General features: G+C 52.8%; 18 protein-coding genes and 2 pseudogenes. 13 read left to right on the top strand and 7 right to left on the bottom strand.

Going from position 1 to position 25,235, the window contains the following annotated elements; all coding sequences use genetic code 11:
* Nucleotides 1-27 precede the first annotated feature (27 nt).
* The 3 genes and pseudogenes from IB196_RS18410 to aroP form a co-directional block, all read right to left on the bottom strand.
* Nucleotides 28-189: pseudogene (locus IB196_RS18410) on the bottom strand (family 43 glycosylhydrolase); the annotation flags it as partial.
* Between the two features lie 128 nt (nucleotides 190-317).
* Nucleotides 318-653: pseudogene (locus IB196_RS18405) on the bottom strand (MFS transporter); the annotation flags it as partial.
* 94 nt (nucleotides 654-747) lie between these two features.
* A complete protein-coding gene (gene aroP / locus IB196_RS18400; protein WP_188232463.1) occupies nucleotides 748-2,121 on the bottom strand; it encodes an aromatic amino acid transporter AroP in 1,374 nt (457 codons plus the stop codon).
* 564 nt (nucleotides 2,122-2,685) lie between these two features.
* Here aroP and pdhR point away from each other — a divergent pair.
* The 4 genes from pdhR to lpdA all read left to right on the top strand — a co-directional run bounded on the left by pdhR (nucleotide 2,686) and on the right by lpdA (nucleotide 9,903).
* Entirely contained in the window at nucleotides 2,686-3,450 is a 765-nt protein-coding gene (pdhR, locus tag IB196_RS18395; protein WP_003018699.1) for a pyruvate dehydrogenase complex transcriptional repressor PdhR, read from the top strand.
* 285 nt (nucleotides 3,451-3,735) lie between these two features.
* The gene (gene aceE / locus IB196_RS18390; RefSeq protein ID WP_040229997.1) at nucleotides 3,736-6,399 is read left to right on the top strand and encodes a pyruvate dehydrogenase (acetyl-transferring), homodimeric type; all 2,664 of its coding nucleotides are present in this window, start codon (nucleotides 3,736-3,738) and stop codon (nucleotides 6,397-6,399) included.
* Between the two features lie 14 nt (nucleotides 6,400-6,413).
* Nucleotides 6,414-8,303, top strand: a complete 1,890-nt coding sequence (aceF, locus tag IB196_RS18385; RefSeq protein WP_188232464.1) for a pyruvate dehydrogenase complex dihydrolipoyllysine-residue acetyltransferase — start codon at nucleotides 6,414-6,416, stop codon at nucleotides 8,301-8,303.
* A gap of 175 nt (nucleotides 8,304-8,478) precedes the next feature.
* Nucleotides 8,479-9,903: a dihydrolipoyl dehydrogenase gene (gene lpdA / locus IB196_RS18380; RefSeq protein WP_003018686.1), complete on the top strand. Its 1,425-nt coding sequence runs from the start codon at nucleotides 8,479-8,481 to the stop codon at nucleotides 9,901-9,903.
* Between the two features lie 108 nt (nucleotides 9,904-10,011).
* On the opposite strand, the gene IB196_RS18375 is transcribed toward lpdA, so the two are convergent.
* Together IB196_RS18375 and IB196_RS18370 are read right to left on the bottom strand one after the other, a co-directional pair.
* Nucleotides 10,012-10,806 (bottom strand): DUF2950 family protein, encoded by a 795-nt coding sequence (locus tag IB196_RS18375; protein WP_040230000.1) that lies wholly within the window; start codon nucleotides 10,804-10,806, stop codon nucleotides 10,012-10,014.
* A 9-nt stretch (nucleotides 10,807-10,815) separates the two neighbouring features.
* Complete coding sequence (locus tag IB196_RS18370) at nucleotides 10,816-12,453, bottom strand: DUF3300 domain-containing protein (RefSeq protein ID WP_040230001.1); 1,638 nt, start codon at nucleotides 12,451-12,453, stop codon at nucleotides 10,816-10,818.
* 404 nt (nucleotides 12,454-12,857) lie between these two features.
* On the opposite strand from IB196_RS18370, the gene acnB reads away from it, so the two are divergent.
* Together acnB and yacL are read left to right on the top strand one after the other, a co-directional pair.
* Nucleotides 12,858-15,455, top strand: a complete 2,598-nt coding sequence (acnB, locus tag IB196_RS18365) for a bifunctional aconitate hydratase 2/2-methylisocitrate dehydratase (protein WP_040230003.1) — start codon at nucleotides 12,858-12,860, stop codon at nucleotides 15,453-15,455.
* A 174-nt stretch (nucleotides 15,456-15,629) separates the two neighbouring features.
* Nucleotides 15,630-15,992 (top strand): protein YacL, encoded by a 363-nt coding sequence (gene yacL, locus IB196_RS18360; RefSeq protein WP_005124687.1) that lies wholly within the window; start codon nucleotides 15,630-15,632, stop codon nucleotides 15,990-15,992.
* A 105-nt stretch (nucleotides 15,993-16,097) separates the two neighbouring features.
* On the opposite strand, the gene IB196_RS18355 is transcribed toward yacL, so the two are convergent.
* Nucleotides 16,098-16,445, bottom strand: a complete 348-nt coding sequence (locus tag IB196_RS18355) for a YacC family pilotin-like protein (RefSeq protein WP_001295568.1) — start codon at nucleotides 16,443-16,445, stop codon at nucleotides 16,098-16,100.
* Between the two features lie 153 nt (nucleotides 16,446-16,598).
* Between IB196_RS18355 and cueO the strand changes: the two genes are divergently transcribed.
* From cueO to hpt, 3 genes are all read left to right on the top strand, one after another.
* A complete protein-coding gene (gene cueO, locus IB196_RS18350; protein ID WP_188232465.1) occupies nucleotides 16,599-18,218 on the top strand; it encodes a multicopper oxidase CueO in 1,620 nt (539 codons plus the stop codon).
* 153 nt (nucleotides 18,219-18,371) lie between these two features.
* Nucleotides 18,372-20,027: a methyl-accepting chemotaxis protein gene (locus tag IB196_RS18345; protein ID WP_040230043.1), complete on the top strand. Its 1,656-nt coding sequence runs from the start codon at nucleotides 18,372-18,374 to the stop codon at nucleotides 20,025-20,027.
* Between the two features lie 278 nt (nucleotides 20,028-20,305).
* Nucleotides 20,306-20,842, top strand: coding sequence for a hypoxanthine phosphoribosyltransferase (gene hpt / locus IB196_RS18340; RefSeq protein ID WP_003018658.1), 537 nt, complete (start codon nucleotides 20,306-20,308; stop codon nucleotides 20,840-20,842).
* Between the two features lie 93 nt (nucleotides 20,843-20,935).
* Here the strand turns inward: hpt and can are convergent, their stop codons facing one another.
* Nucleotides 20,936-21,598: a carbonate dehydratase gene (can, locus tag IB196_RS18335; protein ID WP_008786227.1), complete on the bottom strand. Its 663-nt coding sequence runs from the start codon at nucleotides 21,596-21,598 to the stop codon at nucleotides 20,936-20,938.
* Nucleotides 21,599-21,706: 108 nt separating this feature from the next.
* On the opposite strand from can, the gene IB196_RS18330 reads away from it, so the two are divergent.
* The 4 genes from IB196_RS18330 to IB196_RS18315 all read left to right on the top strand — a co-directional run bounded on the left by IB196_RS18330 (nucleotide 21,707) and on the right by IB196_RS18315 (nucleotide 25,233).
* Entirely contained in the window at nucleotides 21,707-22,633 is a 927-nt protein-coding gene (locus IB196_RS18330; protein ID WP_188232466.1) for an ABC transporter ATP-binding protein, read from the top strand.
* A complete protein-coding gene (locus tag IB196_RS18325; RefSeq protein WP_005124698.1) occupies nucleotides 22,630-23,400 on the top strand; it encodes an ABC transporter permease in 771 nt (256 codons plus the stop codon). The genes IB196_RS18330 and IB196_RS18325 overlap by 4 nt, the downstream gene beginning before the upstream one ends.
* Before the next feature lie 101 nt (nucleotides 23,401-23,501).
* Complete coding sequence (locus tag IB196_RS18320) at nucleotides 23,502-23,942, top strand: PTS sugar transporter subunit IIA (RefSeq protein ID WP_005124701.1); 441 nt, start codon at nucleotides 23,502-23,504, stop codon at nucleotides 23,940-23,942.
* Between the two features lie 61 nt (nucleotides 23,943-24,003).
* Nucleotides 24,004-25,233, top strand: coding sequence for a polysaccharide deacetylase family protein (locus tag IB196_RS18315; protein ID WP_149691220.1), 1,230 nt, complete (start codon nucleotides 24,004-24,006; stop codon nucleotides 25,231-25,233).
* The last annotated feature ends 2 nt before the right edge of the window (nucleotides 25,234-25,235 follow it).

Here is a 25,235-nt window from a genome sequence, read left to right as displayed (position 1 = left end):
ATGTAGACCGGATAACGGTGCAATGACTCAATACGTATCCGCTGGCGGGACGCCAAAATCAGGCATGCCGTTTTCGTCCCAGCGCACGAGCTTCAAACGAGTATGGCGGTTTGGGTCGTACAGCGGATCGCCCTCGATTTCAGTGTAATTTCTCGCGTGGTACACCAGCACATCTTCACCTTTCGGCGTTAGCGTGTGGTGCTATACGGTGCTGGAACATCCCCAGTTTGTCGAGCGCCTGAGTGTGCGTGGCCGTAAAGTAGATGTACCACTTACCGGCAATAGCGTGGATCTCGGGGCCCAGATGAGCTGATTCACTAGGCTTTCCTTACGGTTTCAGTTGTTTTTATCTTGTGGTATTCATTCAGTTCACGGTAGTTGTCGCGGCGTTTTTCCAGGTCTGATTGGATTTTCTGCATAAATTCACGGTCAACTTTTAGCAGACGAACCACGCCTGCGGTAATCAGATAACCGACGCCCGGAATAATAGTGAACAACAGCATAATGCCGTTAATCGCGGAGTCACTTTGCGCTTTAGCACCTGCGTCGTAACCGTACCAGGAGAGCAGGAAGCCCACCATCGCGCCGACAATCGCCAGCCCCAGCTTCAGGAAAAACAGGTTGCCAGAGAAGCTGATCCCGGTGATGCGTTGCAGGATAACGCCGCTGATATGGACGAAACAGTTGTGAGAGGGAAAATGTGAGGCAGGTAACAACCCCCACCAGGTGCAGGTGGGGGAGGGACAATTAATGTGCTTTAACCGCGCCGGCGGTTTTCTGCTTGCACACGTAACCAATGCCAAGAATAGCAATCCATACCGGGATTAAGTACACCGAGATCGCCATGCCCGGCGTCATCAGCATAATCACCAGTACTGCGGCCATGAAAATCAGGCACACCCAGTTACCCAGCGGATAGAGCAGAGCCGGGAAGCGGGTGGTAACGCCCTGCTGCTGTTTGGCTTTGCGAAACTTCATGTGCGCCAGGCTGATCATTGCCCAGTTGATCACCAGGGCGGAAACCACCAGCGCCATCAGTAGACCAAAAGCGGATTCCGGCGCCAGATAGTTAATCAGCACGCACAGAGCCGTCACCAGCGCGGAAACCAGAATGGTGTTCACCGGTACGCCGCGTTTGTCGACGTTCATCAGCGCTTTTGGCGCGTTACCCTGTTGTGCCAGACCGAACAGCATGCGGCTGTTGCAATATACGCAGCTGTTATAGACAGAAAGCGCGGCGGTCAGCACCACGACGTTCAGCGCGTTGGCAACAAACGTATCACCCAGTTCATGGAAAATAAGGACAAACGGGCTGGTATCCGCCGTGACGCGTGTCCACGGCATCAGGGAAAGCAGAACCGCCAGCGAACCCACATAGAAAATCAGGATACGGTAGATAACCTGGTTGGTGGCTTTGGGAATGCTTTGCTCCGGGTTATCGGCTTCTGCTGCGGTGATCCCGACCAGCTCCAGCCCACCGAAAGAGAACATAATAATCGCCATCATCATCACCAGACCGGTGAAGCCGTGCGGCAGGAAGCCCCCCTGACTCCACAGGTTGCTAACGCTGGCCTGCGGGCCGCCGTTGCCGCTGAACAGCAGCCAGCCGCCGAAGATGATCATTGCGACTACGGCAATGACTTTAATAATGGCAAACCAGAACTCCATCTCACCAAACACTTTTACGTTGGTCAGGTTGATGGCGTTGATCAGTACGAAGAAGGCAGCCGCAGAGACCCAGGTTGGGATCTCCGGGTACCAGAACTGGATATATTTGCCGACGGCGGTTAGCTCAGCCATGGCAACCAGAACGTACAGCACCCAGTAGTTCCAGCCAGAGGCGAAACCCGCGAAACTGCCCCAGTATTTATAAGCAAAGTGGCTAAAGGAGCCTGCTACCGGCTCTTCAACCACCATTTCACCTAACTGACGCATAATCAAAAAGGCGATAAAGCCGGCAATAGAGTAACCCAGAATAATACCCGGTCCTGCAGACTGGATAACGGATGCGCTACCAAGGAATAACCCGGTACCAATCGCGCCACCCAGCGCGATTAGCTGTATATGGCGGTTCTTAAGACCGCGCTTGAGCTGATCGCCATGCTGTTGACTTTCCATCATTAAACCTCGTGTGTGGTTTTACTCTTCATCTTTCGAGTACTTATTTTTTGAACTACGCAGCAATGCGTGTGTAAGTTTGCAATTCCGTCTGTTGTATTAATTTGTTTACAGATGCTTTAGATAAAATGTTGCCTTAATACTTTTGTCTTGATCAGAATAATGATATGCGAGCGCGAATGCACCTGCTTTATGCGGGGGGACTGACGAGTTGAATAAAAAGAAACCATTTGTAAATGCGAGTTTATCTACCACAAAATTTCCATTTTGAATTTTTATTCATTATTTGTGGTTTAATAATCGATAAATAAGCAGGTGAATCGGTTCAGATGCGATAACTTTTCGTTTCAATTCCGTTAAAACTACCCCGTGGTGGGTAAATTTAACATTTGTGCATAGTTACATGTTTGAAACGTTATTTCTGTAATGTTGTTAAAATATGCCCCCTTTACTGATTTCAATCAAAACCTGTATGGACAGAAGGTGAATACTTTGTTACTTTAGCGTCAAGAACATGAAATTGGTAAGACCAATTGACTCCGGGCAAATGGCTTAAGACAGGAAATCATGGCCTACAGCAAAATCCGCCAACCAAAACTCTCCGATGTGATTGAGCAGCAGCTGGAGTTTTTAATTCTTGAGGGGACACTTCGCCCCGGAGAAAAACTCCCACCGGAACGCGAGCTGGCAAAACAGTTCGACGTCTCCCGCCCCTCCTTACGCGAGGCGATCCAACGCCTTGAAGCGAAGGGGTTACTGCTTCGTCGTCAGGGCGGTGGCACTTTTGTTCAGAGTAGCCTGTGGCAGAGCTTTAGCGACCCACTGGTAGAGCTGCTCTCCGACCATCCTGAATCCCAGTTTGACCTGCTTGAGACGCGCCATGCGCTGGAAGGTATTGCAGCCTATTACGCTGCACTACGCAGCACGGATGAAGACAAAACGCGTATCCGTGAACTCCACCATGCGATCGAACTGGCTCAACAGTCCGGCGATCTTGACGGCGAATCTGATGCGGTACTGCAGTATCAAATTGCTGTCACCGAAGCGGCACATAATGTGGTGCTGCTCCATTTGCTAAGGTGTATGGAGCCGATGCTGGCCCAGAATGTTCGGCAAAACTTCGAATTGCTGTATGCGCGTCGCGAGATGCTGCCGCTGGTAAGCAGTCACCGTACCCGTATCTTTGAAGCAATTATCGCCGGGAAGCCGGAGGAGGCGCGTGAAGCGTCGCACCGTCACCTGGCCTTTATCGAAGAGATTCTGCTGGACAGAAGCCGTGAGGAAAGTCGTCGTGAACGCGCCTTACGCCGCCTGGAGCAACGAAAGAATTAGTGATTTTTCTGGCGGAACGTTAACCAGAAGATGTTGTAAATCAAGCGCCAATTAAAGTGCGCGGCAACTAAACGCAGAACCTGTCTTATTGCGCTTTTGGTTGTTCAAAATAATTCGGGTTGTATCGCGGCGGCAAGCGCGCGAGTCGCCAGGAGCATAGTGAACTATGTGACTGGTGCGAGGAAGCGCAGCCAACAAAGAGATAACCTGAAGTATGAAGAACAAAGAACGCAATGGGACAGGTTCCAGATAACTCAACGTATTAGATAGATAAGGAATACCCCCATGTCAGAACGTTTCCCAAATGACGTGGATCCGATCGAAACTCGCGACTGGCTACAGGCGATCGAATCGGTCATCCGTGAAGAAGGTGTTGAGCGTGCTCAGTATCTGATCGACCAACTGCTTTCAGAAGCTCGCAAAGGCGGCGTGAAAGTAGCGGCAGGTGCAGGGGCCAGCAATTATGTAAACACTATTGCCGTTGAAGATGAACCGGAATACCCGGGCAATCTGGAGCTGGAACGTCGTATTCGTTCTGCTATCCGCTGGAACGCCATCATGACCGTACTGCGCGCGTCTAAAAAGGACCTCGAGCTGGGTGGCCACATGGCATCCTTCCAGTCCTCCGCAACGGTATATGATGTTTGTTTCAACCACTTCTTCCGTGCACGCAATGAGCAGGATGGCGGCGACCTGATTTACTTCCAGGGCCACATCTCTCCGGGCATCTACGCACGCGCATTCCTGGAAGGTCGTCTGACCGAAGAGCAGATGAACAACTTCCGTCAGGAAGTTCATGGCAAAGGCCTGTCTTCCTACCCGCACCCGAAACTGATGCCTGAATTCTGGCAGTTCCCGACCGTATCTATGGGTCTGGGTCCAATCGGTGCTATCTACCAGGCTAAATTCCTGAAGTATCTGGAACACCGTGGCCTGAAAGATACCTCTAAACAAACCGTTTACGCCTTCCTGGGCGACGGTGAGATGGATGAGCCAGAATCTAAGGGTGCTATCACCATCGCGACCCGTGAAAAACTGGACAACCTGGTCTTTGTTATCAACTGTAACCTGCAGCGTCTTGACGGCCCGGTAACCGGTAACGGCAAGATTGTTAACGAACTGGAAGGCATCTTCGCGGGCGCTGGCTGGAACGTTATCAAAGTCATGTGGGGCGGTCGTTGGGATGAGCTGCTGCGTAAAGACACCAGCGGTAAACTGATCCAACTGATGAACGAAACCGTTGACGGCGACTACCAGACCTTCAAATCCAAAGATGGCGCATACGTACGTGAGCACTTCTTCGGTAAATACCCGGAAACCGCAGCGCTGGTTGCTGACTGGACTGACGAGCAGATTTGGGCTCTGAACCGCGGTGGTCACGATCCGAAGAAAGTCTACGCTGCACTGAAAAAAGCGCAGGAAACCAAAGGCAAAGCAACTGTAATCCTCGCCCATACCATCAAAGGTTACGGCATGGGTGACACCGCCGAAGGTAAAAACATCGCTCACCAGGTTAAGAAAATGAACATGGACGGCGTGCGTTACATCCGCGACCGTTTCAACGTTCCTGTGACCGATGAGCAGGTTGAAAACCTGTCTTACATCACCTTCCCGGAAGGTTCAGAAGAGCACACCTATCTGCACGCTCAGCGTCAGAAGCTGCACGGCTACCTGCCTGCTCGTCAGCCGAACTTCACTGAGAAGCTGGAACTGCCGGCTCTGGAAGACTTCGGTGCGCTGCTGGAAGAGCAGAACAAAGAAATCTCCACCACTATCGCCTTCGTTCGTGCTCTGAACGTGATGCTGAAGAACAAGTCGATCAAAGATCGTCTGGTGCCGATTATCGCTGATGAAGCGCGTACTTTCGGTATGGAAGGTCTGTTCCGTCAGATCGGTATTTACAGCCCGAACGGCCAGCAGTACACCCCGCAGGACCGTGAGCAGGTTGCTTACTACAAAGAAGACGAGAAAGGTCAGATCCTGCAGGAAGGTATCAACGAGCTGGGTGCTGGCGCATCCTGGTTGGCTGCTGCGACTTCTTACAGCACCAACGATCTGCCGATGATCCCGTTCTACATCTACTACTCCATGTTCGGGTTCCAGCGTATCGGTGACCTGTGCTGGCAGGCTGGCGACCAACAGGCTCGCGGCTTCCTGATCGGTGGTACTTCCGGTCGTACGACGCTGAACGGCGAAGGTCTGCAGCACGAAGATGGTCACAGCCATATTCAGTCTCTGACTATCCCGAACTGTATCTCTTACGATCCGTCCTACGCGTATGAAGTTGCGGTCATCATGCACGATGGTCTGGAGCGTATGTACGGTGAGAAACAAGAGAACGTTTACTACTACATCACCACGCTGAACGAAAACTACCACATGCCGGCAATGCCAGCAGGTGCCGAGGAAGGTATCCGTAAAGGTATCTACAAACTCGAAACCCTCGAAGGTAAGAAAGGTAAAGTTCAGCTGCTGGGCTCCGGTTCTATCCTGCGTCACGTCCGTGAAGCAGCACAGATCCTGGCGAACGACTACGGCGTAGGTTCTGACGTTTACAGCGTAACCTCCTTCACTGAACTGGCGCGTGATGGCCAGGATTGTGAGCGCTGGAACATGCTGCACCCGATGGAAACGCCTCGCGTTCCGTACATCGCTCAGGTGATGAACGACGCGCCGGCAGTGGCATCTACTGACTATATGAAACTGTTTGCCGAACAGGTTCGTACTTATGTACCGGCTGATGATTATCGCGTACTGGGTACTGACGGTTTCGGTCGCTCTGACAGCCGTGAAAACCTGCGTCACCACTTCGAAGTTGATGCTTCATACGTGGTTGTAGCGGCCCTGGGCGAACTGGCTAAACGTGGCGAAATCGATAAGAAAGTGGTTGCAGATGCAATCATCAAATTCAACATCGATGCAGATAAAGTTAACCCGCGTCTGGCGTAAGAGGTAAAAGAATAATGGCTATCGAAATCAATGTACCGGACATCGGGGCTGATGAAGTTGAAATCACCGAGATCCTGGTCAAAGTGGGCGACAAAGTTGAAGCTGAACAGTCGCTGATCACCGTAGAAGGCGACAAAGCCTCTATGGAAGTTCCGTCTCCTCAGGCTGGTATCGTTAAAGAGATCAAAGTCTCTGTTGGCGACAAAACTGAGACCGGCAAACTGATCATGATTTTCGATTCCGCCGACGGTGCAGCAGCAGCTGCACCTGCTCCGGCAGAAGAGAAGAAAGAAGCCGCTCCGGCAGCAGCACCTGCTGCGGCAGCGGCGAAAGAAGTCCACGTACCGGACATCGGCGGCGACGAAGTTGAAGTTACCGAAGTCATGGTTAAAGTGGGCGACACCGTAGCGGCTGAACAGTCTCTGATCACCGTCGAAGGCGACAAGGCTTCCATGGAAGTTCCAGCGCCGTTCGCGGGCGTGGTGAAAGAGATCAAAATCAACACCGGCGACAAAGTGTCTACCGGTTCCCTGATTATGGTCTTCGAAGTGGCGGGCGCAGCGCCTGCTGCAGCACCGGCTCAGACTGCCGCTCCGGCAGCAGCGGCGGCTCCGGCTGCTTCCGGCTCGAAAGAAGTTAACGTACCGGATATCGGCGGTGACGAAGTTGAAGTTACCGAAGTGATGGTGAAAGTGGGCGATAAAATTGCCGCTGAGCAGTCACTGATCACCGTTGAAGGCGATAAAGCGTCAATGGAAGTTCCGGCACCGTTCGCGGGCACCGTGAAAGAAATCAAAATCAGCACCGGCGACAAAGTGAAAACCGGTTCTCTGATTATGGTCTTCGAAGTCGAAGGCGCAGCACCGGCTGCCGCTCCTGCGCAAGCAGCTGCTCCGGCTCCGGCCGCAGCACCAGCGTCTGCGCAAGCCGCAGCTCCGGCCGCGAAAGCGGAAGGCAAATCTGAGTTTGCTGAGAACGACGCTTACGTTCATGCAACGCCGCTGATTCGTCGCCTGGCGCGCGAATTCGGTGTGAACCTGGCGAAAGTGAAAGGTTCTGGCCGTAAAGGTCGTATCCTGCGTGAAGACGTTCAGGCTTACGTGAAAGACGCTATCAAGCGTGCTGAAGCGGCTCCGGCTGCAGCAGCAGGCGGCGGTATCCCGGGCATGCTGCCTTGGCCGAAAGTGGACTTCAGCAAGTTTGGTGAAATTGAAGAAGTGGAACTGGGTCGTATCCAGAAAATCTCGGGTGCTAACCTGAGCCGTAACTGGGTGATGATCCCGCACGTTACGCACTTCGATAAGACCGATATCACCGATCTGGAAGCGTTCCGTAAACAGCAGAACGCCGAAGCTGAAAAACGTAAACTGGACGTGAAATTCACCCCAGTAGTCTTCATCATGAAAGCCGTTGCCGCTGCTCTGGAACAGATGCCGCGCTTCAACAGCTCCCTGTCTGAAGACGGTCAGCGCCTGACCCTGAAGAAATACATCAACATTGGTGTGGCGGTAGATACGCCGAATGGTCTGGTTGTTCCGGTCTTCAAAGACGTGAACAAGAAGAGCATTACCGAGCTGTCTCGTGAACTGACCGTGATCTCCAAGAAAGCGCGTGATGGCAAGTTGACCGCTGGCGAAATGCAGGGCGGTTGCTTCACCATCTCCAGCATCGGTGGCCTGGGTACTACCCACTTCGCGCCGATTGTGAACGCGCCGGAAGTGGCTATCCTCGGTGTCTCCAAGTCCTCTATGGAGCCAGTGTGGAACGGTAAAGAGTTTATGCCGCGTCTGATGATGCCGATTTCGCTCTCCTTCGACCACCGTGTAATTGACGGTGCGGATGGTGCGCGCTTTATCACCATCATTAACAACATGCTGTCTGACATTCGCCGCCTGGTGATGTAAGCGAAAAAGCCGGCCCGACGGCCGGCTTTTTTCTGGTAATCTCATGAAGTCAGTGAGGTTATTGTGCGAAAGACAAATCGGTTGCCGTTTGTTGTTTCAAAATTGTTAACAATTTTGTAAAATACGGGCGGATAGAACGACCCGGTGGACGACGGGTATAAATTAAGAGGTCATGATGAGCACTGAAATCAAAACTCAGGTCGTGGTACTTGGGGCAGGCCCTGCAGGTTACTCTGCTGCCTTCCGTTGCGCAGATTTAGGTCTGGAGACCGTCATCGTAGAACGTTACAGCACCCTCGGTGGTGTTTGTCTGAACGTCGGCTGTATCCCTTCTAAAGCGCTGCTGCACGTAGCAAAAGTTATCGAAGAAGCCAAAGCGCTGGCTGAGCACGGTATCGTTTTTGGCGAGCCGAAAACTGATATCGACAAGATTCGTACCTGGAAAGAAAAAGTTATCACTCAACTGACCGGCGGTCTGGCGGGTATGGCCAAAGGCCGTAAAGTGAAAGTGGTTAACGGTCTGGGTAAATTCACCGGGGCGAACACCCTGGAAGTTGAAGGCGAAAACGGCAAAACCGTGATCAACTTCGACAACGCGATCATCGCGGCGGGTTCCCGTCCGATCGAACTGCCATTCATTCCGCATGAAGATCCGCGCGTGTGGGATTCCACTGATGCGCTGGAGCTGAAAACCGTTCCTAAACGCCTGCTGGTTATGGGCGGCGGTATCATCGGTCTGGAAATGGGTACCGTGTACCATGCGCTGGGTTCAGAGATCGACGTGGTTGAAATGTTCGACCAGGTTATCCCGGCTGCCGATAAAGACGTGGTTAAAGTCTTCACCAAGCGCATCAGCAAGAAATTCAACCTGATGCTGGAAACCAAAGTGACCGCCGTTGAAGCGAAAGAAGACGGCATTTACGTTTCCATGGAAGGCAAAAAAGCGCCTGCTGAAGCACAGCGTTATGATGCCGTACTGGTTGCTATCGGTCGTGTACCGAACGGTAAAAACCTCGACGCGGGCAAAGCTGGCGTTGAAGTTGATGACCGTGGTTTCATCCGCGTTGACAAACAGCTGCGCACCAACGTGCCGCACATCTTTGCTATCGGCGATATCGTCGGTCAGCCGATGCTGGCGCACAAAGGTGTTCACGAAGGTCACGTTGCCGCTGAAGTTATTGCCGGTAAGAAACACTACTTCGATCCGAAAGTTATCCCATCCATCGCGTACACTGAACCAGAAGTGGCATGGGTTGGTCTGACCGAGAAAGAAGCGAAAGAAAAAGGCATTAGCTACGAAACCGCCACCTTCCCGTGGGCTGCTTCTGGCCGTGCTATCGCTTCCGACTGCGCAGACGGTATGACCAAACTGATTTTCGACAAAGAATCTCACCGTGTTATCGGTGGTGCGATTGTCGGTACCAACGGCGGCGAGCTGCTGGGCGAAATCGGTCTGGCGATCGAAATGGGTTGTGACGCTGAAGACATCGCGCTGACCATCCACGCGCACCCGACTCTGCACGAGTCCGTGGGCCTGGCGGCAGAAGTGTTCGAAGGTAGCATCACCGACCTGCCAAACCCGAAAGCGAAGAAGAAGTAATCTTCCCGCTTTTGTGAAACGCCTCTTCGGAGGCGTTTTTTTGTCTAAAGCTTCACCGCAATTTCCCCGGTAATCTCTTTATGATGCGACAACCAACGCGTTGGCCGTTCAGGGCGCTACGGGATGCCAGGTTTTTTCAGGGCTGTACTCAGTCATCGCCTGCGCTTTCTGTTGCGATGCTTCGCCAAGGTTGGCCTGATAAACATTGTCATCGCCGCTAATCATAAAGCTCATCACTCCGGTGTGACCGTAGCTAATCGGCCATGCAATCATGGCAAAACCACTGGCTTTGTCCGGCAGTATGCGGAAACGATAACCGTGATAGCCCGTGCCGGGTTCTTGTGGGCTGAAGGCGGGTCCCAGAGGGCTTGGCGCTTCGCCTGGTGCGACCGGCCAGTAAAGCCCATCTTTTTTACCTTCGCTACTGACAATTTTTTGCGCATACGATTTGTTCAGCGCGTAATAGCTTTGCTGCGCGTCAACGTAGGCGTGCAGTGCTTCGATGGCTGAAAGCTCGTTGCGACCGATCGTTCGGGTGAGGATCTCCTCCTGGGCTTCGGTCATATCGAACGCCCAGCCTTTGCTGGTTTTCACCATCGGTATAGGCAACTGCCAGTCATCTTGCCCTACGTTGAGATGCGCCATGTTGTCCTGCAGCACAATGTGATGGCTCACCTTCCAGTCGCGATTAAAGCGTGCCACTGCTTCCGGATCGGCCCCTTCTGGTGGCAAAAAATGTCGCCAGTTTTCACCCAATAGCGCCGTGAGCTGCTTTTCATTTTGCTGCGCCACCGCAGCGGCAAATGCACTGGCCGCGTCTTCGGGAGAGGTGAACGCCTGTTGCGCATAGCTCACCAGCGGCAAGGAGAGCAACAGGGCGCTTAACATAATTTTTTTCATCATCGGCTCCGGTTAACGACGGCGAAATTCGTGGTGCTCAGAAAAATTTTCACGTGCCGCAGCGCGCTGTCCGCTGTTGAGGTTGCCCGCGCGACGGCTTTCCTGCCCACGCAGTTGCTGGGACTGCCACGACGGTGAGCGACTGTCATTCCCGCTGAAGACGTTTGAAGGCGTATTCTGACGGGAGACCAGACGTTGTTGCGAGTTGGATGATTCAACGCGCTGGCGAGCGGTTTCCCTTTGCTGCTGTGAAACCGGATGCTGCTGAGCTTTTGACTTCAGTTCAGAGCGGTGCTGCTGTTGCGTAGTTGATTTATTCAGCGTCTTCTGTGCTGCTTCACGACGGCTGTTGTTTGGTGTTTCGTCATAGCCACGATAGTTGTTGCGCTGGGCAATTTGATTTAGCTGTGAAGAGGCGGCTTTGCGTTGAGCATCCCGCGATGTCTGACCCGACAGGTTTGCCGGGGAGGTCTGGCTACGCTGTTGGAACTGCGTCATTGCGGCCTGACGCTGGCTGTCTCGTGTGGCAGTGGTGGTCGGTGTATGTTGAGTGGCGCTTAATCCCCCGCTAACGTTGGTCTGATGAAAACGTTGTGCGACCGCGTCGTTCTGGTAAGGCACGCCGTTACGGTACGCAGAGTTGTGCTGCCAGGCAATGTTTTGTCCTTTCAGATTTTGTCCGGAGATATGGTTGAAATTGTTAACATCAATATTGATGTTATCTCCGTTGTGCTGGTAGCCATTACCGCCGTGAGGGCCGTCATGGTCATGATAGTCATCATCATGGTGATGGTCGTCGTCATCCCAGTCGATGTTACTGAACAACGCATAGGTTGTCGCAACGCCCAGGCTATAGCCGAAGCCTTTGACGAAGCTATCGGCAAACTGCTCGCCCGGAGGGGGCGGCAGATAGACAGGGGGGTAGGCGGTATTAGGCCAACTGCCGTAAACAACGGTTGGATTGTAGTTCGGCACATATACCACCTGTGGATCGGTCGGCTCAATTTTGATAACCGTCGAGGTGGGCGCGCTGCTGGTCACTTTCGTCGTTGATGATGACGGCGTCTGAACCACGGTTGTTTTCTGGGTGTTCGTGACCGTTTGCTGCGGTGTGGATTTTAGCGAACCTGTTTGCTGAGCCAGCAAACGCAGGCGCTGTACGGCATCCATCACGTCCTGTGGCTGTGCCAGAAACGCATTCCCCAGGTTTTGTACCCAGTCAGGATTTTCGCCCATCAGGGCCATCAGTTGCGGAAATGCCACCAGCGACTTCACGCTGGGGTCCCATGACTGGCCGGACACTGCCTGAATGGCGGCGTCACCTTGCAGTGTCGGATTATCACGAGACCACTGAACCGCCTGCACCACGTTCGATGGATACGTTGAGGCCATCAGCACCTGAGACAGTAACGGGTCAGGGTAGAGCGCAACAGGGGCAACCCACTGATCGAGTTGAGCAGTGGTATACGTTGTTGGCGCAACCGGGGCTACTGCGGGAGCCGCCGCAACGGGTGGTTGAGGCGCTGCTGCCGGGGCCGGCTGAGAGGGGGCTTCTGGTGTGCGGCTGTTTACAAACAGCACGCCCGCACCGAAAAATAACCCTGCACTGCACGCCAGAGCAATGATATGGGGCTTAAAGGGCAACGTCATTTTATCTCTCCCGACTCATTAAGAATCGTCATAGTCATTATGCCTGCCGCCAGTGGGTGCAGTGTTCCGTGAGTATAAAGAGGCAATAGTTTAATTTTTGACGAATCTTGGGATCGTTAACGCAAGTTTATTACCAGGGAGCTAAATAATGTGACTAAACATTGCGGGCGAAATTATCATTCCCCTTCTGCCATTGCGAAGGGCATTAGACCATCCTTAACGATTCAGCCAATTTTTTATGTTGCTTTTTTGTAAACAGATTAACACCCAACGAAAATCCTGTTATTGTGCCTTTTGCGGTACCGGGCATTTACCCTACTAACTGCTGTCTCACAGGAGCGTGAAGAGAATCGCCCATCTACAAAAGCGCCGCATTATGACAATGAGAGCGAGGAGATATCGTCGTGCTAGAAGAATACCGTAAGCACGTAGCTGAGCGTGCTGCCCAGGGGATTGTGCCGAAACCCTTAGACGCAACCCAAATGGCTGCACTTGTCGAGCTGCTGAAGACCCCGCCTGTGGGCGAAGAAGAATTCCTGTTAGACCTGTTGATTAACCGCGTTCCCCCTGGTGTAGATGAAGCCGCTTACGTTAAAGCCGGTTTTCTCGCCGCTGTCGCTAAAGGTGACACTACCTCTCCGCTGATCACGCCAGAAAAAGCCATCGAACTGCTGGGTACCATGCAGGGCGGTTATAACATTCATCCGCTGATTGATGCGCTGGACGATGCAAAACTGGCGCCGATTGCCGCTAAAGCGCTCTCTTCAACGCTGCTGATGTTTGATAACTTCTACGATGTAGAAGAAAAAGCCAAAGCGGGCAATGAATATGCTAAGCAGGTGATGCAGTCCTGGGCTGATGCTGAATGGTTCCTCAACCGTCCGGCTCTGGCTGAAAAAATCACCGTTACCGTCTTTAAAGTGACGGGTGAAACCAACACTGATGACCTGTCTCCGGCTCCGGACGCGTGGTCCCGCCCGGATATCCCGCTGCACGCGCTGGCGATGCTGAAAAACGCCCGCGAAGGTATCGAACCGGATCAGCCGGGCGTGGTAGGCCCAATCAAACAGATCGAAGAACTGCAGAAAAAAGGTTACCCGCTGGCCTATGTGGGTGACGTTGTTGGTACCGGATCTTCGCGTAAATCTGCGACCAACTCCGTGCTGTGGTTTATGGGTGATGATATCCCTCATGTACCGAACAAGCGCGGCGGCGGTTTGTGTCTGGGCGGCAAAATTGCACCCATTTTCTTCAACACTATGGAAGATGCGGGCGCGCTGCCAATTGAAGTGGACGTAAGCAACCTGAACATGGGCGACGTGATTGACGTTTACCCGTTCAAAGGCGAAGTGCGTAACCACGAAACCAACGAACTGCTGGCTACCTTCGAACTGAAAACCGATGTGCTGGTTGACGAAGTACGCGCCGGTGGCCGTATTCCGCTGATTATCGGTCGTGGCCTGACCACCAAAGCGCGTGAAGCGCTGGGTCTGCCGCACAGTGATGTATTCCGTCAGGCGAAAGATGTAGCGGAAAGCAGCCGTGGCTTCTCTCTGGCACAGAAAATGGTTGGCCGCGCCTGTGGCGTAACCGGCGTCCGTCCGGGGGCCTACTGCGAACCGAAGATGACTTCCGTCGGCTCTCAGGATACCACTGGCCCAATGACCCGCGATGAACTGAAAGACCTGGCGTGCCTGGGCTTCTCTTCTGACCTGGTGATGCAGTCGTTCTGTCATACCGCTGCGTATCCGAAACCCGTTGACGTGACTACCCACCATACCCTGCCTGACTTCATCATGAACCGTGGCGGCGTGTCGCTGCGTCCGGGCGATGGCGTAATCCACTCCTGGCTGAACCGTATGCTGCTGCCGGATACCGTAGGTACCGGTGGTGACTCCCATACTCGTTTCCCGATCGGTATCTCTTTCCCGGCGGGTTCTGGTCTGGTGGCGTTTGCGGCTGCGACTGGCGTGATGCCGCTGGATATGCCGGAATCTGTTCTGGTGCGTTTCAAAGGCAAAATGCAGCCAGGTATCACCCTGCGTGACCTGGTTCATGCCATCCCGCTGTATGCGATCAAACAAGGTCTGCTGACCGTTGAGAAGAAAGGTAAGAAAAACATCTTCTCTGGCCGCATTCTGGAAATTGAAGGTCTGCCGGATCTGAAAGTTGAGCAAGCATTCGAACTGACCGATGCCTCCGCTGAACGTTCCGCTGCCGGTTGTACCATCAAGCTGAACAAAGAGCCGATCGTTGAGTACCTCAGCTCTAACATCGTTCTGCTGAAATGGATGATCGCTGAAGGTTACGGCGATCGCCGTACGCTGGAGCGTCGCATTCAGGGTATGGAAAAATGGCTGGCAGACCCGCAACTGCTGGAAGCCGATGCTGACGCCGAATACGCGGCAGTGATCGACATCGATCTGGCGGATATCAAAGAGCCGATCCTGTGTGCGCCGAACGATCCGGACGACGCGCGTCTGCTGTCTGACGTGCAGGGCGAGAAGATCGACGAAGTGTTCATCGGTTCCTGCATGACAAACATTGGTCACTTCCGTGCCGCGGGTAAACTGCTGGATGCGCACAAAGGCCAGTTGCCGACGCGTCTGTGGGTTGCCCCACCAACGCGTATGGATGCGGCACAGCTCACCGAAGAAGGCTATTACAGCGTCTTTGGTAAGAGCGGGGCGCGTATCGAGATCCCGGGCTGTTCACTGTGCATGGGTAACCAGGCGCGTGTGGCAGACGGTGCGACAGTCGTTTCTACCTCGACCCGTAACTTCCCGAACCGTTTAGGCACGGGAGCGAACGTCTACCTGGCTTCTGCAGAGCTGGCGGCGGTTGCTGCGCTGATCGGTAAACTGCCGACGGCGGAAGAGTATCAGACCTATGTGGCGCAGGTAGATAAAACGGCCGTGGATACTTACCGGTATCTGAACTTTGACCAGCTCTCTCAGTACACCGAGAAAGCAGACAGCGTGATTTTCCAGACTGCGGTTTAATTCGCGACCACATTTAGCGTAAAAACGCATCAATGCCCGAAGAAGCTGACTTCTCCGGGCATTTTTATTTCCATTCCTTATACCCGCTACACTTTTTTTCTGCCGCGCTGCTGCGATAATTACAGCAAGGTGCAATGCGGTATTGGCGCATTGCCGGGAGCAGAGGAAGACATTATGGATTACGAATTTCTGCGCGATGTTACCGGGCGGGTTTTAGTGCGTATGTCCATGGGCCATGAAGTCGTGGGGCACTGGTTTAATGAAGAAGTGAAAGATAACCTGGCCTTGCTCGATGAAGTGGAACAGGCGGCGCGTGCGGTAAAAGGCAGTGAACGTTCCTGGCAGCGAGCGGGGCATGAATACACGCTCTGGCTGGATGGCGAAGAGGTGATGGTTCGCGCCAATCAACTGGAGTTCACGGGCGATGAAATGGAAGAAGGAATGAATTACTACGACGAAGAGAGCTTTTCACTTTGCGGCGTAGAGGATTTTCTTCAGGTTGTGGTGGCTTATCGTGAATTTGTGCAACAACGTTAATTCGCACCCACCTCTGCCGGGGGCGCTGCGTTTACCCGGCCAGGTACAATGATGTCATTCCCAGTTCGTAGGCCCGATAAGCGTAGCGCCATCGGGCACGGTGCCTTATTTGACGTAAGCCAACAGGCTTAAGGAGTCGCGCGCCAGCGCTTTGCATTTTTTCGCGACCGGAATGCCAATGCCGCTCAAATCGCGATAGCTGTCTTCACCGAGTGCTTTCATATCGAAGGTATCGTAATTACTGAGATCCCACTGGTTTTGCTGGGCAAAAAAGACCAGTGCGCGACGGATCTGCCCGTTGGGCAAATTCTGGTAGCCACAGTCATTTTTCAGAAAAACAAAAACTGCCGTTAAATCGGCCATATCTTCGGCTTCGGATTCACTCAGCGCGTAGCTGTTTGCACATACGGCCATCAGGCTGCCGAACAAAACTGTTCTGAAAAACGTCTTCATTGGTTCTACCACTGCATCACGGAAATTAAACGTTAGCATACTGCGAGCGAAGCGACGACCTTTATTATCAGCCGTTCACTTGACCTTCCCGTAAGGGGAAGGCTTATGCTTAAAAGATAGCCTGCTTAAGCTGCTGAATATAAGGAAATGAATATGCAACGTCGTGACTTTTTAAAGTACTCCGTGGCGCTGGGTGTCGCCTCAGCATTACCTTTGTGGAGCCTCACCGTATTTGCCGCTGACCGTCCTGCGTTACCCATTCCAGACCTGTTAACTGCGGATGCTTCGAATCGCATACAGCTGATTGTGAAAGCCGGGCAGTCGACGTTTGCGGGGAAAACTGCCACCACCTGGGGATATAACGGCAATCTGCTCGGACCGGCGGTCAAACTGAATAAAGGTCAGGCGGTGAGCGTGGATATCCATAATCAGCTGGCCGAAGAGACGACGCTGCACTGGCATGGGCTGGAAATCCCTGGGGAAGTCGATGGCGGGCCGCAAGGTGTTATTCCGGCGGGCGGGAAGCGCTCAGTGGCCTTTACTCCTGCGCAAAGGGCAGCAACCTGTTGGTTCCATCCGCATCAACACGGGAAAACCGGACGTCAGGTTGCGATGGGCCTGGCCGGGCTGGTGCTGATTGAAGATGAAGAGATTCGCAAGCTACTGCTGCCTAAGCAGTGGGGTATCGACGATGTGCCGGTGATTATTCAGGACAAACAGTTTTCCGCTGACGGACAAATTAATTATCAGTTAGATATGATGACCGCCGCCGTCGGTTGGTTTGGCGATACGCTGCTAACCAATGGGGCGATTTATCCTCAGCATGCGGCGCCGCGCGGCTGGCTGCGCCTGCGTCTGCTAAATGGGTGTAATGCCCGCTCACTGAATATCGCGGCCAGTGACAATCGCCCGCTGTACGTCATTGCCAGCGATGGCGGTTTGTTGGCGGAGCCGGTAAAAGTGACCGAGCTTCCTATGCTGATGGGCGAACGATTCGAAGTGCTGGTGGATGTGAGCGACGGTAACGCTTTCGATCTGGTCACATTGCCTGTCAGTCAGATGGGCATGGCGGTGGCGCCGTTTGATAAGCCGCATCCGGTAATGCGCGTTCAGCCGCTGCTGATTACCGCCTCCGGCACGCTGCCGGATACGCTGACATCTATGCCGGCGCTGCCGTCGCTTGATGGGCTGACGGTACGCAAACTGCAGCTGTCTATGGATCCGATGCTCGACATGATGGGCATGCAAATGCTGATGAAGAAATACGGTGGGCAGGCCATGGCAGGGATGGATCATGGGAAGATGATGGGCCATATGAATAACGACAATATGAGCCACGGGAACATGGATCATGGCAATATGAACCATGGTGAGATGGGGAATATGCAGCATGGCGGCATGGGCAACATGAAGCAGGATGGCACATTCGATTTCCATAATGCCAACCGGATTAACGGGCAGGCGTTTGATATGAATAAACCGATGTTTGCCGCGGCGAAAGGTCAGCACGAACGCTGGGTGATTTCCGGCCAGGGCGACATGATGCTGCACCCGTTCCACATTCACGGCACGCAGTTCCGCATTCTGTCTGAAAATGGCAAAGCGCCTGCTGCACACCGTACGGGATGGAAAGACACTGTGCGGGTAGAGGGCGACGTCAGCGAGGTACTGGTGAAGTTTGACCACGATGCGCCGAAAGAACATGCCTATATGGCGCACTGCCATCTGCTGGAGCACGAAGACACTGGCATGATGCTCGGTTTTACGGTTTAAACAACGACGTCTCAGCGCTTGCCCGGCCTGCAGGATATTTCTTGTCGGCCAGGTAAGGCACATCCCCTGCATATTCTGCCATTGAACATAAAGTAATCGCCTTTGGGGCCGATAATCATCATGTACCCAATGTGAGTTCAATGGATGAAAAACGTGATTAAAAATATTCGTGTTATTACCGGTATCCTGCTGGTTCTCGCCATTTTCTGTTTACTGCAGGCCGTTACGGGAAGCCTGTTTTATTCTGCGGTAAACAATGACAGGCATAATTTCCAGAACTCAGGCACCCTCAACGCTCAGCAAGAAAATCTGAGTGACAGCGTCAATACGTTGATTAAAACCCGTGTTACGGTGACGCGCGTCGCCATCCGCTTTTTAAAAAATCAGCGCGATCCCGCCTCGTTGGCCGCGATCAACACGCTGCTCAATACCGCCAGTGATTCAATGAAGAAGGCCGAAGGCTATTTCGCCCAGTATCAGGGATTACCACAGGTTACAGGGCAGGATCCGCAGATCGCCAGTGAAATGGAAAAGCAGTATCGCCAGATGCACGAAGTGATGAAATTATCGATTGAGTATCTGCGAGCGAATAACTATCAGGCTTATGGCGATCTTGATGCTCAAAAAGCGCAGGATGAGATGGAAGCGAGCTATGATCACTGGCGAAACGAGAATAATGCGCTGCTGCAGCACGCTGCTGCGGAAAATCAGCTCAGTTTTTCCCGTATGCAGTGGACACTGGGAGGCATCGTTCTGGTTGTGCTGATCGTTCTGGGCATGATCTGGAGCGGGTTGCAACACATCCTGCTTAAACCGCTGGCGCAGATTATGGAGCATATTCGCGTCATTACCGGTGGAGACTTAACCCATAAGCTCAATGTTGAAGGTCGCAACGAAATGGGCCGACTGGCGATGGGGTTGGAAGAGATGCAACAGTCGCTGATTTCGACAGTCACTGCCGTACGCAATAGCTCGGAGTCAATTCATACCGGAGCCGCTGAAATATCCTCGGGCAACAACGACCTTTCTTCGCGCACCGAGCAGCAGGCGGCCTCGCTTGAGGAAACTGCCGCCAGCATGGAGCAGTTGACTGCGACAGTGAAGCAGAATACGGACAATGCGAAACAGGCAACCCAATTGGCGAAAAACGCCTCTGATACTGCCGCTCGCGGTGGTCGTGTTGTTGATACCGTTGTTCATACGATGAGTGAAATAGCGGACAGTTCGCAGCAAATCGCGCAGATCACGAACGTTATCGACAGTATTGCATTCCAGACCAACATTCTGGCGCTGAACGCCGCGGTAGAAGCGGCCAGAGCCGGAGAGCAGGGGCGCGGTTTTGCGGTTGTGGCAGGTGAAGTCCGGACTCTGGCAAGCCGTAGTGCCCAGGCAGCAAAAGAGATCAAAGCGCTGATTGATAATTCAACCCACTGTGTAGGCATGGGATCGCAGCAGGTTTCGGATGCCGGTAAAACCATGGCAGAAATTGTCGCGGCGGTGACCCGTGTGACCGATATCATGGGCGAAATTGCGTCTGCTTCTGAAGAGCAGAGTCGGGGGATTGAACAGGTTAGCCTCGCGGTTTCGCAGATGGACAGCGTTACCCAGCAAAACGCCGCGCTGGTGGAGGAGTCTGCGGCGGCGGCGGCCTCTCTGGAGCAACAGGCCGAGCAGTTGCGGCAGGCCGTTGCGGTATTTCGTATTACCCGCGAGAAGGCGGTGAGTGGGGCTCGAAAACCACCGCAGGACGCTCCACGCAAGGAGCGCGTTGTCTCTACTACCCAGGATCAACATTGGGAAACGTTCTGACCTGAAAAAGTCCGATTTTGCTCACGCTAAAAGCCGGGTTCGTTGCCCGGCTTTCGCGTATTCAGAGCGCGTTAAAATGCGTGCGCAGGTTCTCTGAGTAACTATCAGAGGAATGCGGTCTCTTTGCTGGTATACTTCACCCACTGAATTGTTTGTATGCTGTCGCAAGTTTTGTGGTTAGTGCGAGCCACCGTCTCTTCGGCGGTGTATCAAGGTAAGCGCTTTCTTTCGATTTGCATGATGTGTTAACTGATAAAAATCAGTGAGTTATTTCTTTTATGAAACATACTGTAGAAGTCATGATCCCGGAAGCGGAGATCAAAGCGCGTATTGCCGAACTGGGACGTCAGATTAACGAGCGTTACAAGGACAGCGGCAGTGATATGGTGCTGGTAGGCCTGTTACGCGGTTCATTTATGTTTATGGCTGACCTGTGCCGTGAAGTGCATGTCTCCCACGAAGTCGATTTCATGACCGCCTCCAGCTACGGCAGCGGAATGTCCACCACGCGTGATGTTAAAATCCTCAAAGACCTGGATGAAGACATTCGTGGCAAAGACGTGCTGATTGTTGAAGACATCATCGACTCCGGCAACACGCTGTCAAAAGTGCGTGAAATCCTGAGCCTGCGTGAACCTAAATCTCTGGCGATTTGTACGTTGTTGGATAAACCTTCTCGCCGTGAAGTGAATGTACCGGTCGAGTTTATCGGTTTCTCCATTCCAGATGAGTTCGTTGTTGGCTACGGCATTGACTATGCACAACGTTATCGCCATCTGCCGTATGTTGGCAAAGTGGTGTTGCTGGACGAGTAATGGGCTGGAGCGCCTGATGGCGCTTCGCTTATCAGGCCTGTGGCGCTGATTTGTAGGCCGGGTAAGGCGTAACCGCCACCCGGCAATATCGCCTTACTTATGGTTACTGTGTTTCTGGCTGAGGTTCGACAACCCCTGTCGGTAGCGTTGTTCCAGTGTTTCGCGGCTGGTAGCCGTGACGTCCAGATCGCGCAGCAGACCATCATGAATACCGTAAGCCCATCCGTGAATCGTCACTTTCTGACCGCGTTTCCAGGCTGAACGCATGATTGTCGAATGGCCCAGGTTATAGACCTGCTCCATGACATTCAGTTCGCACAGGGTGTCCATGCGACGTTCCTGCGGCATTTCGCCCAGCAGTGAGCTGTGTTTAAACCAGATATCGCGGATATGCAGCAACCAGTTATCAATCAGCCCCTGTTCTTTATTTTCAATAGCCGCCTGGACGCCACCGCAACCATAGTGACCACAAATAATAATATGTTCCACTTCCAGCACATCCACCGCATACTGAACCACTGAGAGACAGTTCAGGTCGGTGTGAATAACCAGATTAGCAACATTACGGTGAACAAACAGTTCACCCGGTTCAAGACCGGTTAAACGTTCAGCGGGAACGCGGCTATCAGAACATCCAATCCATAGAAAACGCGGATTTTGTGCGTGTGTCAGCGTTTCAAAAAATCCGGGATCCTCTTCTATCAGCATCTTTGACCATAGTGCATTGTTGCTGATGAGTGTATCTATGTCTTTCATGGAGTTGTACAACCCGAAGCCAGATAAATTCGATGGGCTAATATAGGGTAACTCCAGCATTATTTAAACTATATATAAAATGTCAGAACGTAAGGTAAGTAAAAAACCATGACCATTGCTCTGGAACTTCAACAACTTAAAAAAAACTATCCCGGTGGCGTTCAGGCGCTACGTGGCATAGATTTGCAAGTCGAAGCGGGTGATTTCTATGCGTTGCTAGGTCCCAATGGCGCGGGGAAGTCCACCACCATCGGTATTATCAGCTCGCTGGTGAATAAAACCTCCGGGCGGGTGAGCGTCTTCGGGTTCGATCTTGATAAAGATACGGTTAACGCCAAGCGTCAGCTTGGGCTGGTGCCACAGGAGTTCAACTTTAACCCGTTTGAAACCGTGCAGCAGATCGTGGTGAATCAGGCGGGATATTACGGCGTTGAGCATAAAGAGGCGGTTAAACGCAGTGAAATTTATCTAAAACAGCTCGACCTGTGGGAAAAACGCAACGAGCGTGCTCGTATGCTTTCCGGCGGGATGAAGCGCCGCCTGATGATTGCTCGCGCGCTGATGCATGAGCCAAAGTTGCTTATCCTCGATGAACCTACTGCCGGTGTTGATATTGAATTACGCCGCTCAATGTGGGGCTTTTTGAAGGATTTAAACGATAAAGGTACGACGATTATTCTTACCACCCACTACCTCGAAGAAGCGGAAATGCTGTGCCGTAATATCGGCATTATTCAGCACGGTGAGCTGGTAGAAAATACCTCGATGAAGAATCTGCTCTCCAAGCTCAAATCTGAGACGTTTATTCTCGATCTGGCGGCGAAAAGTCCGCTACCTAAGCTGGAGGGCTATCAATACCGTCTGGTTGATACCTCAACGCTGGAAGTTGAAGTTCTGCGCGAGCAGGGGGTGAACAGTGTGTTCTCGCAGCTGAGCGCTCAGGGTATTCAGGTATTGAGTATGCGGAACAAGGCGAACCGGCTGGAAGAGCTGTTTGTTTCTCTGGTTCATGAAAAACAAGGAGATCGCGCATGATGCAGCTTTACTGGGTCGCGCTGAAAAGCATCTGGGCGAAAGAGATCCACCGCTTTATGCGTATCTGGGTGCAAACCCTGGTGCCTCCCGTCATCACCATGACGCTCTATTTTATTATCTTTGGTAATTTGATCGGCTCACGGATCGGTGAAATGCATGGCTTTAGCTACATGCAGTTTATCGTGCCGGGGCTGATTATGATGGCGGTGATCACCAACTCGTACGCTAACGTGGCGTCGTCATTCTTCAGCGCCAAGTTTCAACGTAATATTGAAGAGCTGCTGGTCGCCCCGGTGCCAACGCACGTGATCATCGCCGGTTTTGTCGGCGGCGGCGTGGCGCGTGGCTTGTGCGTCGGGATCCTGGTCACGGCTATCTCACTGTTCTTCGTGCCGTTCCAGGTGCACTCCTGGGTCTTCGTGGCGCTGACGCTGGCGTTAACGGCGGTGCTGTTTTCGTTGGCCGGTTTGTTGAATGCAGTCTTCGCCAAGACCTTTGACGATATCAGTCTGATCCCAACCTTCGTGCTGACGCCTCTGACCTATCTGGGTGGCGTTTTCTATTCGTTAACGCTGCTGCCGCCGTTCTGGCAGGGACTGTCGCATCTGAACCCGATTGTCTACATGATTAGCGGTTTCCGCTACGGTTTCCTGGGTATTCACGATGTTCCTCTGGTCACCACGTTTGGCGTGCTGGTGGTGTTTATCGCTGCGTTCTATTTGCTGTGCTGGTATCTGATTCAGCGCGGGCGCGGACTGCGCAGCTAACCCCTTTTCCTCTCCCCGAACGGGAGAGGAAACTTTTGATGTTTATCACCCTTACATATTTATCACCCTGATAAACTACTTGCCTGCTAAGGAGGTAGGCGATGCTAGGTTGGGTAATTACCTGTCATGACGATAAGGCACAGGATATGCTGCATCGTCTGGAAAAAAAGCACGGTCCTTTGGTCCAGTGTCAGGCGGTGAGTTTTTGGCGAGGTCTCAGCTCAAACATGCTAAGTCGCATGATGTGCCATGCCCTGCATGCCACAGACTCAGGCGAGGGCGTGATATTCCTGACCGATATGGCCGGGGCTGCGCCTTACCGCGTGGCTTCGTTAATGAGCCATAAACATCCCCAGTGTGAAGTCATTTCCGGTATCAGCTATCCATTACTTGAGCGAATGATTTCGTCGCGGGAATCAATGAGCAGTTCTGCGTTTCGCGATTGCATCGTTGCGCTTGGCGGGCCTGAAGTCTCCAGTCTCTGGCATCAGCAACAAAAAAATCCCCCCTTCGTGTTGAAGCATGATTTGTATGAGTATTAATCATTGGTATTGATGGCGCTTTTGCTACAATAGCCGAGGTTTCTCGCCTCGGTTATCTCATATGGTGATGCGCGTTCTGTTGGTTCTGTTACTCCTGTTCTCCGGTAGCGTTGCTGCGGCGTTGCCTGCTCGTTATATGCAAACCACCGAAGCGGCTGCCGTGTGGGCACTGATTGGCAATAAGATGGTGACGGTCGGGAATATTCGCGCCGGGCAGATCCTCGCCGTTGAGCCCATTGCGGCAGATTATTACGAATTTCCCTTTGGCTTTGGCACTGGATTTATTGATAAGGGGCATCTGGAGCCCGTCCAGGGGCGGCAGAAAGTCGAAGATGGTTTAGGCGACCTCAACAAGCCGCTCAGCAACCAAAGACTGCTAACCTGGAAAGATACGCCGGTTTATAACGCTCCGGATGTCGGTAGCGCCCCGTTTGGCGTGTTGGCGGATAATCTGCGTTATCCCATCATTAGTAAGCTCAAAGACCGACTTAATCAGACCTGGTTTCAGATCCGCATTGGTGGCAGGCTGGCCTATATCAGTGCGCTGGATGCGCAGGAAGACCACGGTATTCCCGTGTTGACCTACCACCATATTCTGCGTGATGAAGAGAATACCCGTTTTCGCCACACCTCCACGACGACCTCAGTGCGTGCGTTCAGTAACCAGATGGCCTGGCTTCAGGATCGCGGCTACACCACGTTGACGATGTATCAACTGGAAGGCTACGTGCAGAATAAAATGAACCTCCCGGCGCGGGCGGTGGTGCTGACCTTTGATGATGGTCTGAAGTCGGTGAGTCGTTATGCTTACCCCATTTTGAAGCAGCACGGCATGAAGGCCACGGCGTTTATCATCTCCTCACGTATCAAGCGCCACCCGCAGAAGTGGGATCCGAAATCGCTGCAGTTTATGAGCCTCTCTGAACTGAATGAGATCCGGGACGTGTTCGACTTCCAGTCGCATACCCATTTTTTACATCGGGTTGATGCGAATCGCCGGCCGATCCTGCTAAGTCGCAGCTATCATAATATTCTTTTCGATTTTGCCCGCTCGCGTCGGGCGTTGTCTCAGTTTAACCCTCACGTCCTGTATCTTTCGTATCCGTTTGGCGGTTATAACGCCACGGCGGTAAAAGCGGCAGGCGACGCGGGATTCCACATGGCAGTTACCACGGTGAGAGGGAAGGTTAAGCCGGGAGATAATCCGTTCTTATTGAAACGACTCTATATTTTAAGAACGGATTCACTGGAAACGATGTCGCGGCTGATCAGCAACCAGCCGCAGGGGTAGGG

The organism is Citrobacter sp. C6_1 (assembly GCF_014596835.2).
In the GTDB taxonomy this organism is placed as follows: Bacteria; Pseudomonadota; Gammaproteobacteria; order Enterobacterales; family Enterobacteriaceae; genus Citrobacter; species Citrobacter pasteurii.
The sequence above is the reverse complement of the archived record's forward strand: the minus strand, read 5'-3'. Positions and strand labels throughout refer to the sequence as shown.

Bases quoted from the DNA above. Each gene is read 5' to 3' on its own strand.
- aroP (WP_188232463.1), bottom strand. From the start codon at position 2,121: ATGATGGAAAGTCAACAGCATGGCGATCAGCTCAAGCGCGGTCTTAAG.
- pdhR (WP_003018699.1), top strand. From the start codon at position 2,686: ATGGCCTACAGCAAAATCCGCCAACCAAAACTCTCCGATGTGATTGAG.
- aceE (WP_040229997.1), top strand. From the start codon at position 3,736: ATGTCAGAACGTTTCCCAAATGACGTGGATCCGATCGAAACTCGCGAC.
- aceF (WP_188232464.1), top strand. From the start codon at position 6,414: ATGGCTATCGAAATCAATGTACCGGACATCGGGGCTGATGAAGTTGAA.
- lpdA (WP_003018686.1), top strand. From the start codon at position 8,479: ATGAGCACTGAAATCAAAACTCAGGTCGTGGTACTTGGGGCAGGCCCT.
- IB196_RS18375 (WP_040230000.1), bottom strand. From the start codon at position 10,806: ATGATGAAAAAAATTATGTTAAGCGCCCTGTTGCTCTCCTTGCCGCTG.
- IB196_RS18370 (WP_040230001.1), bottom strand. From the start codon at position 12,453: ATGACGTTGCCCTTTAAGCCCCATATCATTGCTCTGGCGTGCAGTGCA.
- yacL (WP_005124687.1), top strand. From the start codon at position 15,630: ATGGATTACGAATTTCTGCGCGATGTTACCGGGCGGGTTTTAGTGCGT.
- IB196_RS18355 (WP_001295568.1), bottom strand. From the start codon at position 16,445: ATGAAGACGTTTTTCAGAACAGTTTTGTTCGGCAGCCTGATGGCCGTA.
- cueO (WP_188232465.1), top strand. From the start codon at position 16,599: ATGCAACGTCGTGACTTTTTAAAGTACTCCGTGGCGCTGGGTGTCGCC.
- hpt (WP_003018658.1), top strand. From the start codon at position 20,306: ATGAAACATACTGTAGAAGTCATGATCCCGGAAGCGGAGATCAAAGCG.
- can (WP_008786227.1), bottom strand. From the start codon at position 21,598: ATGAAAGACATAGATACACTCATCAGCAACAATGCACTATGGTCAAAG.
- IB196_RS18330 (WP_188232466.1), top strand. From the start codon at position 21,707: ATGACCATTGCTCTGGAACTTCAACAACTTAAAAAAAACTATCCCGGT.
- IB196_RS18325 (WP_005124698.1), top strand. From the start codon at position 22,630: ATGATGCAGCTTTACTGGGTCGCGCTGAAAAGCATCTGGGCGAAAGAG.
- IB196_RS18320 (WP_005124701.1), top strand. From the start codon at position 23,502: ATGCTAGGTTGGGTAATTACCTGTCATGACGATAAGGCACAGGATATG.
- IB196_RS18315 (WP_149691220.1), top strand. From the start codon at position 24,004: ATGGTGATGCGCGTTCTGTTGGTTCTGTTACTCCTGTTCTCCGGTAGC.